This window comes from Niveispirillum sp. FG156, from assembly GCF_057809555.1.
This window is the reverse complement of sequence record NZ_JBMDKE010000056.1, coordinates 26,521-35,257: the sequence shown is the minus strand read 5'-3', so window position 1 is coordinate 35,257 and position 8,737 is coordinate 26,521. Positions and strand designations below refer to the sequence as shown.

Annotated in this window: 5 protein-coding genes and 1 tRNA gene; 3 read left to right on the top strand and 3 right to left on the bottom strand. The window is 63.7% G+C overall.

What is annotated here, in order from left to right:
- Nucleotides 1-222: 222 nt before the first annotated feature.
- A complete protein-coding gene (locus ACODSP_RS26040; RefSeq protein ID WP_488968433.1) occupies nt 223-3,765 on the bottom strand; it encodes a response regulator in 3,543 nt (1,180 codons plus the stop codon).
- A gap of 252 nt (nt 3,766-4,017) precedes the next feature.
- Between ACODSP_RS26040 and ACODSP_RS26035 the strand changes: the two genes are divergently transcribed.
- Both ACODSP_RS26035 and ACODSP_RS26030 read left to right on the top strand, forming a co-directional pair.
- Nucleotides 4,018-6,099: an MHYT domain-containing protein gene (locus ACODSP_RS26035; RefSeq protein ID WP_488968432.1), complete on the top strand. Its 2,082-nt coding sequence runs from the start codon at nt 4,018-4,020 to the stop codon at nt 6,097-6,099.
- A gap of 2 nt (nt 6,100-6,101) precedes the next feature.
- A complete protein-coding gene (locus ACODSP_RS26030) occupies nt 6,102-7,187 on the top strand; it encodes an HD domain-containing phosphohydrolase (protein WP_488968431.1) in 1,086 nt (361 codons plus the stop codon).
- A gap of 9 nt (nt 7,188-7,196) precedes the next feature.
- On the opposite strand, the gene ACODSP_RS26025 is transcribed toward ACODSP_RS26030, so the two are convergent.
- Nucleotides 7,197-7,766 carry a manganese efflux pump MntP gene (locus ACODSP_RS26025; RefSeq protein WP_488968430.1) on the bottom strand — a complete coding sequence of 190 codons (570 nt, stop codon included), beginning with the start codon at nt 7,764-7,766 and terminating at the stop codon, nt 7,197-7,199.
- 272 nt (nt 7,767-8,038) lie between these two features.
- Complete coding sequence (locus ACODSP_RS26020) at nt 8,039-8,269, bottom strand: hypothetical protein (RefSeq protein ID WP_488968429.1); 231 nt, start codon at nt 8,267-8,269, stop codon at nt 8,039-8,041.
- A 212-nt stretch (nt 8,270-8,481) separates the two neighbouring features.
- Between ACODSP_RS26020 and ACODSP_RS26015 the strand changes: the two genes are divergently transcribed.
- A tRNA-Pro gene (locus tag ACODSP_RS26015) sits at nt 8,482-8,558 on the top strand.
- The last annotated feature ends 179 nt before the right edge of the window (nt 8,559-8,737 follow it).

The window sequence follows — 8,737 nt, the reverse complement described above, 5'->3', positions numbered from 1 at the left end:
CCCGCAGATCCATCGAATAGGGCCGTCCCATCGCTTCCAGCATCCATCAGTCATGCTGGAAACCTTGAATCATATTTCCAAGCCCTTGGGTATCCCCTTGCGATTCAACCTAAATTCATCCCGCTCTAGAGTTTGTCATGTGATTCACGGTTTAAATGCTTCCATTTAAACTGATCACACTCTACCAGATGCAAGGCAGCCCTGCGGGATGACAGCCAGTGGTCAAAGCGCTGTTGGCAACCGCACCAAAGCGTCCCCATGCTCTTCCGCCGCCTGCCACGCGACCGGCGCGAGGTTGGATATCTTCTGGGCCAGCTTTGCGGCTGTTGCCTGTTCCCCGTTGAGCAGGCTGGTTTCGATGGCAGCCGCCAGATGCTGCACCTGCCGCAACCCCAGATTGCCGGCCAGGGAGATCATGGAATGCGCCTCGCGCCGTAATTCCTCCCAACCGCCATTTTGCGCCAAGGTGCCCATCCGCGCCGTGCGTTCACGCCCTGTTGCCACGAATTTCGTGACCAGATCGGCAAATTCCGGACCGTCGGTAAAGGCCAGCAACCCGTCCATGACCGTCTTGTCGATGACGGGGTATGCAACGAAATCCATCAAGTTCTCCGAAGGGGGCGGGGCAATAACGGTGTCAGGGGTTTCCCGCATGCCGCACCAATGCGCCGCCGTACGCAGCAATTCCAGGGGCTCATAGGGTTTGGAAACGTAATCGTCCATGCCGGCCTCAAGATAGCTCTCGCGCATGCCGACCATGGCGTTGGCCGTCATGGCGATGATGGGCGTACGGGGCTTGCCTGTCTGGCCTTCCTGCGTACGGATCATCCGCGTCGCCTCGATCCCGTCCATGCCGGGCATCTGCACATCCATCAGGATCAGATCGTATCGGCTGGCCTCCGCCGCCACGATGGCTTCCATGCCGTCATCCACCAGATCGACCCCATAGCCATCCCGCTCGAGGATAAGGCGGGCAACGTTGCGGTTGACGGAATTGTCATCCACCACCAGCACACGCCGCCCCTTGCCACGACCGGCATCCAGACTGGTGCCCATGTCCGGCATCGGGCCTAATGCGGGCGCGAACAAGCGACCCAGAACCTCCTTCAGGTTCTGCGGGCGTATCGGCTTGACCATGACGGCATCAAAATTCTCCGCCGCCGGATCGCCGGGATCCAGCTTGCCGGCAGAGGTGACAAGCACCAGCTTGATGCCGGCAAAGCTGGGATGGCCGCGCAGCCAGGCGCCCAGCGTCTCCCCCGTCATGCCCGGCATGGCCTGATCGATCAGGATCAGCTTGGGACAGGTACCTTCACGCAGGGCCCGTTCCAGATCGGCCAAGGCCGCCGGCGCGCCATTGGCCACGGCGACCTTCATGCCCAGCCGTTCCAGCTGACGCGACAGGATGCGGCGGTCCGTGTCCGTATCATCAACGACAAGGGCACGCCGATCACGCAGCCATTCATCCACGCGGGCCGAATCCGGGGGCGCCGCCGCCGCATCAGGCAGCGGAACCGTGAAGCAGAAGCGGCTACCCTCCCCGCTTTTGCTTTCAACCGTGATGTCGCCCCCCATCAGCTGCACAAGCTGACGGCAGATGGTAAGGCCAAGGCCGGTTCCACCGAAACGGCGGGTGATGGAATTATCCGCCTGGGTGAATTTCTGGAACAGCCGTCCGACCTGTTCAGCACTCATGCCGATGCCGGTGTCACTGACGGCGAATTGCAGGGGCGTCACCCCGCCCGGCGCGTCATTGGCAGCCGCGACATGGATGGCAACCTGCCCCTCGCTGGTGAATTTCACGGCGTTGCCGGCCAGATTAAGAAGAATTTGGCGCAGACGCGCGGGGTCGCCGCGATAGGCCCTGTTGGCGGCAGGATCGATATGGACCGTCAGGGCGATGCCCTTCTCCTGGGCGCGGGGCGTCAGAAGCGCGACAACGCCATCCACGATCTCATCCAGCGCGAAATCAATGCTCTCCAGTTCCAGCTTGCCGGCTTCCAGCTTCGAAACATCCAGGATGTCATTGATGACATAGAGAAGAGCATCCGCGCTTTCCCGGATCGTTTCGGCAAAGCCCCGCTGCTCCGGCGTCAGGGCCGTGTCCAGCAGAAGCGCTGTCATGCCCACGATGCCGTTCATCGGCGTACGGACCTCATGGCTCATATTGGCCAGGAATTCCGACTTGGCCTGATTGGCGCGTTCCGCTTCGCCGCGCGCGGCTTCCGCCGCTTCCGCTGCGGCTTCGGCGATACGGCGTGACCGGTCCAGGTCGGAGGCCAGGGCCTGAAGACTTTGCGCCTGTTCGCCCATGCGGTCGCGCGCCGCCCGCAATTCCTGTTCCTGGGTGACGCGGTCACCAACATCGCGGGTGGCCGAAACGATACGCTGTCCCGCCAGCGCGTCCGCCGCCAGGGCAAAGGCCGTCTCCACCCAGATCCAATGACCATCGCCATGACGTAGCCGATAGGTCACGGGCGCGCAGGGCATTCCCGCGATCAGGATGGACAGGGCACGCTCCAGCACAGCCCACTCGTCAGGGTGAACACGGTCCTGCGGGGTGGACCCAATCAGTTGTTCGGGCACATAGCCCAACATCCAACTGGCCGTGGGTGAGACATAGATATAGGTGCCATCCAGCGTGTGCAGCGCCACCACGTCGCTGCCCTGTTCCGACAGCAGGCGGTATTGGGCATCGCGGGTGGCCAGTTCCGCCGTCTGCCGCTGCAGACCGGCGGCCATATCATTGATGGCGGCGGCCAGGGTCCCGATCTCTCCCGGCCCCGCAACGGCACGCAGGCTCAATTCTCCACGGCCCAACCTCTGCACCGTGCCGATCAGATCGCGCAGCGGGTTCAGAACAGCCTGGGTCAGGCCCAGATAAAGAGCCATGACCGACAGGACGGCCAAGGCAAATAGCAGGCCCATATTGCGCTGGAACTGCCCCACGGCCGACGACAGAACCTCGTCCCGGGGATAGGAGACGATGATACGGATACCGCTGTTCAGTGACACGAAGCCCATCAGCCGCGGAACATCGTCCAGTTCCTCACCGATCCAGGTGCCCTGATCGCTGGCCACGGCCGCCTGCGCGAAGGGTGCATGCGCCATCGAAACACCGTCTATCCCCGACATGGCGGGATAACGGGCCAGGATCACACCATCGCGATCCAGCGCGGTCAGCGTGGCACCGGGCGCCGCCGCCAATGTGCGGGCCGCCAGACCATCCAGCCAGTCGAGGAGCATGCCCGCAAGCGCCACACCCGACACCTGCCGGTCCTCCACGACAATCGGCTGAGCATAGACCATCACGGGTCGGCCCGAGGAGCGGGACCGGAGATAGCCGCTGCTTGCCGGGCGAACCTTTGTCAGCGCCTCCTTGAAATAGGCGCGGTCGGAAAGGTTGATCTCTTCATCATCGGGGGCGGTCGAACACAGGATGGACCCGTCGGGCCGGGCGACAAAGATGTTGGAAACCCAGGGCTGGGTCCCCTTAAGCGTCTGCAGTGAACGGGCACAGTCCGCCGGTGCCTCCCGCGAGATGCGGGTGGCCGCAACCCCCACCAGACGCTGGAGACTGGTCAGAAGCTCCGCCTGCTGCGTGGCGGCGAAGCGGGCAATGTCCTGTGCCCGGTTCAATGCCTGCTGCTGCGCCTCATGCCGGCGCGATTGATATTCCAGAAGCATCAACCCGGACGCGGCCATGATGACCACGACCAGCAGAAGGACCAACCGTCCCCTCAATGACAGCAACCGTAACCGCATCGGGCGTTCGTTCCACCAAATCCGCCGGCACCCTTGGCCACGCGTTGGGCACAGAATACGCGTGCTGGATCGGAAACAGAACGGACCGCAGCAAGCGATGGCAAGTGCATTGGGATAGTGCATAGGTCAGGCCCATCCTTAACCCGCTCCATCCATTTCAAAAGGCCGCCACCCAACGACAAGTTGCGTCCGCCGCGAATTGTTCGTTCGTGCTTTTAACCTTTCCGATGTCGCATAAATATGGATACTCCCATGAACAGCTTGTGGGCGGGGGTATTGGTGCGCGTTGAGATTCTGGGTTTATGCTTCACGAACGCCGAGGGCGCCGCCACAGGTCACAACCTTTGGCTGGTTGCGCTGTCCTACCTGACCGCCGCTTTTGCTTCCTTCGTCGCCCTGGATATGGCCGAACGGCTACGCCATTCAGACGGAAGCTGGCGCTGGGCCTGGCATGGCGCAGCGTCGATGGCACTGGGTGGCGGCATCTGGTCCATGCATTTCCTGGGCATGCTGGCCTTCGATACGGAGGCCGCAGTCGGTTTCCATACGGGATTGACCATCCTGTCCCTGGTGGTGCCCATTGCCGTGGTAGCGCTTGGCCTGTGGCTGGTCAGCGGTGGCATCGGGCCGGCGCGGCTGTTGCCGGCAGGCGCGATTGTGGGCATGGGCGTCGTCGTCATGCACTATACGGGCATGGCGGCACTGCTGCTGCCGGGCTCCATCGCCTATGAACCCGGCCTCTTCACCCTGTCCGTCGTGATCGCCCTGGTGGCCGCGACGGTCGCGCTCTGGCTGGCCCTGACGCCGCAGCGTTTCAGTTTGCGCGTGGCGGCGGCCCTGGTGATGGGCGTTGCCATCTGCGGCATGCATTATACGGGGATGGGCGCCCTTGTCGTCACCATCGACCCGACCCTGCCGCCCGCATCCGAAGGCATCCCGCGTACCGTCCTGGCCGCCGCCATCGCCGCCGCCACCTATGGGCTGCTGGTTCTGGCCCTCGTCGCCGGGATCGCCGACCGCCGCATTTCCGCCGCCGCCGCGCGTGAGGCGGAACAGTTGCGCCGGTCCTTCCAGGCTTTGGGAGAGGAGATGCAGGTCCGCCGCCGCATCGAGGCGGAGTTGGAGCAATCCAAGGTCGCCCTGGAACAGCGTGTGGCCGAACGCACCCTGGACCTGGAGGAGGCCCGCGCCCGCGCGGAGGCCGCCAGCCAGGCCAAGTCCGAATTCCTGGCCAGCATGAGCCATGAATTGCGTACGCCCCTGAACTCCATCATGGGGTTCGCGCAGCTGCTGCTTTATAACCGTGCGCGGGAACCGTTGACCGTCAAGCAGGAACGCGCCGCCGTTCAGATTGAGAAGGCCGGCACCCATCTGCTGCGCCTGATCGACGAGGTCCTGGATCTGGCCAAGGTGGAGGCCGGGCGGCTGTCCATGTCGCTGGAGCCTGTCGATGCGGCGGCGGTCGCGCGCGATGTGGCCAGCAACATGCAGCCCGTGGCCGACGGTGCCGGCATCACCCTGTCCCTTGATATCAAGGCGGAGAGCGCCACCGTCTATGCCGACCGGACGCGGCTGGTGCAGGTGCTGAGCAACCTCACCTCCAACGCCATCAAATATAACCGTACCAATGGCCGGGTCGTCCTGTCCGTCGTGCCCGGAACCGATGGCCGCATCTCCGTCTGCGTGACCGATACCGGTCTTGGCATCCCTGCCGACCGTCTCAATCAGCTGTTCCAGCCTTTCAACCGTCTGGGACGCGAACATGGCACGGTTGAGGGTACGGGTATCGGCCTCACCATCTGCCAGCGCCTGGTCCAGGCCATGGGGGGTGTCATCCTGGTGGACAGCACGGAGGGACAGGGCAGCCGGTTCCATTTCGACCTGCCTGCCGCCGCACCGGTCGTCGCCCTGGAAAACACCCGGACCGCAGCCCTGACCAGCAACAGCGCCGATACGGAGCGCACGATGCTGTATGTGGAGGATAATCCCGCCAACATTCAGCTGATGCGCGACCTGATCGACAGCCTGGGCGGCTTCCGCCTGCTGGTGGCCGCCGATCCGGGATCGGGATTGCAGTTGGCGCGGTCCCATCTGCCCGACATCATCATTCTGGATATCAACCTGCCGGGTATGGATGGGTTCGAAGTGCTGGCCCGGCTGCGTGCCGATCCGGCCACTTCCGGCATCCCTGCCCTCGCCCTGTCGGCCAACGCCCTGCCCCGAGAGGTTGAGCGGGGGGTGGCCGCCGGGTTCCACCGCTATCTGACGAAGCCATTGCACGTGCCGGAGTTCCTGTCGGCCGTTGACGAGGCGCTGGCAAGAAGGGCCGCCTGAGCATGAATGTCGCTGCCGTCGCAGCCCCTTCCACGATGGAAGATGAACAGCGCCTCGCTCATATCCTGGTCGTCGATGACATGCCCGCGAATGTGGAACTGCTGCTGGGCATGCTGGACATGGCGGGTTTTGAGAATGTCAGTTCCACCATGGACCCGTTCGAGGGGCTGGCCATCGCGGAACGCAATGTGCCGGACCTCGTGCTGCTGGATTACCGCATGCCGGGACTGGATGGTCCGGGCTTCATTGGCCGGCTGAAGGCCATCCTGGGGTCGGAAACGCCGCCCGTGCTGATGGTAACGGCGCAGAATGACGAGGCTTCGCGCCGCCGCGCGCTGGATGCCGGTGCCCGCGACTATGTCACAAAACCCTATGCCTTCTGGGAACTGGAGGCACGGTCGCGCAATCTTCTGGAACTGCATCTGCTGAACAAGGCGCAGCGTCGGCAGACGGAGGTGCTGGAACGGCTGGTGCGGGAGCGGACGGCGGAACTGGAGCGGACGCGCGCCGAGATCATCACCCGCCTGTGTTCCGCCGGGGAGTTCCGGGACGAGGATACGGGCCAGCATGTCACCCGCATCGGCCGCATGTCCGGTGTCATGGCGGAACTGGCCGGCCTACCGCCCGCCCTGTGCGCCAAGATCGCAGCGGCGGCACCGCTGCACGATATCGGCAAGATCGGCATTCCCGATCGTGTCCTGCTGAAACCCGGCCGGCTGGATGAGGATGAATGGGTCATCATGAAGACCCATGCCCGCATCGGTGAGCAATTGCTGGCTGGCAGTGGGCTGGCATTGCTGGATTTGGCGTCGGAGATTGCCGGCACACACCATGAAAAATGGGACGGAAGCGGCTATCCTCTGGGCTTGGCCGGGGAAGACATTCCCCTCAGCGGGCGGATCGTTGCCATCTGTGACGTGTTCGACGCCCTGCTGTCGGCGCGACCCTATAAGCAGCCCTGGAAGATGGAAGACGTGCTGGCCCATCTGGACCAGATTGCCGGCAGCCACCTGGACCCTACGCTGGCCCGTCTGTTCATCGACAATATTGATCGGATGCTCGCCATCCGTGCCGAACTGATGGATTGAGGGGGGGGCTTACGCCCCCAGATGCTGCACCAGGATCTTGGTGCCCAGCAGCATCAGGCCGGCTCCGCCGATCCCGACCGCCCAGCGCCCCAGCAGCGGGCCAACGGCCCGGCCCAGCATCACGCCCACCGTCGACAGGCCGAACGTCACCAGCCCGATGACCAGTGCCGACGCCAGGATCGGCTCATCGAAGAAGGCCAGGGGCACACCGATGGCCAGGGCATCGACAGAGGTCGCAAACCCGGCCATGAACAGGGCGGAGAGGGTGAGCGTCATGCCACCGGCCCCGTTCTCTTCATCATCCTCGCCCTTCCAGGCCTCCCACACCATGCGTCCGCCGACCACGGACAGCAGGGCAAAGGCAATCCAGTGATCCACGGCGGCGACGATATCGGCAAAGGCCATGCCCAGCGCAAAGCCGATCAACGGCATGACCATCTGAAACGCGCCGAAGACGGCACCGACGGTCAAGGCTTGGCCCATATTGGGACGACGCAGGGCAGCGCCCTTGCCCAAAGCGGCGGCGAACGCATCCATAGCCAGACTGAGGGCCAGGGCGAAGGTCGTGGTGGCGATCAAGACAATGACTCCGGGGACGACTGAGCAACGATGAACGCAATCCACCCCCGGTCCCGGGAAGGGCAATTGCGCCATCGGTCTCGTCGAACGGGCCTGCTGGCCAGTCGTCCGCGCCATGGGGCGAACCCCAAGTCTGTTGACACGGACACCACCAGGCAATTGCACCGGCGGCGGACTACTCCCCAATTGACGGGGGCGGTATAGGGCGGGCGCCCATGTCCCGTCAAGCGGTCAGAACCGCACACCCGGTCTGAAGGCGCGCAGGCGGATGGTCAATCATTGCCACCTGTCGCCAGGACTAGCCGCGCTACCAACGTCTTGAACCCCGTCGCATGGCAATTCGGATTCAGGGCAGTTTCATCCGCCCGCGATACACTGATTCCATGTCTGGAAGGATTTTCCCCACAGGCGGCCAGACCCTCAACCACCACATCGAAGGCGATGATGCAGGCGATGTACGGGTCGGGCGTGGTCACATAAACATGGCGGATTTCCGCGTGCATCCCTTTGATTTTCTTGATGTTCAGGCACGGATGTTAGCCCAGAAACCGGCCCGCCGCCGCGCGCGGCGGCGGGCGCGCAGACCCGCGCTTTGGGCAAGGCAGACCGGAAAACGCATTTTTCCTGACACAACCGTTGCATCCCCCAAATGTGGTGGCTATAGTCCGCGCCCGAACGACGGACGGCCCAAACCGACCGGCGTTCCTCGAGAGGTCGGAGCGTGGCGCAGCCTGGTAGCGCACTAGACTGGGGGTCTAGGGGTCGCAGGTTCGAATCCTGTCGCTCCGACCATTCTCTCGAAGCCCTTTCAAGGGCTTACGCGAAAAGCCGCCGTCAGACATGACGGCGGCTTTCGTGTTTTCTGGTCCCAGTGCGGGACGGATTGGTATCCCGCCGCTCGGACGGCAGCGGCGTTCATGATATCCTTTGCCCATGGCGGCGCAGACGTCCGCCTTTCAGACGCAAGGGGA

Coding starts and splice junctions, on each gene's coding strand:
- ACODSP_RS26040 (WP_488968433.1), bottom strand. CDS start 3,765: ATGCGGTTACGGTTGCTGTCATTGAGGGGACGGTTGGTCCTTCTGCTG.
- ACODSP_RS26030 (WP_488968431.1), top strand. CDS start 6,102: ATGAATGTCGCTGCCGTCGCAGCCCCTTCCACGATGGAAGATGAACAG.
- ACODSP_RS26020 (WP_488968429.1), bottom strand. CDS start 8,269: ATGCACGCGGAAATCCGCCATGTTTATGTGACCACGCCCGACCCGTAC.
- ACODSP_RS26035 (WP_488968432.1), top strand. CDS start 4,018: ATGAACAGCTTGTGGGCGGGGGTATTGGTGCGCGTTGAGATTCTGGGT.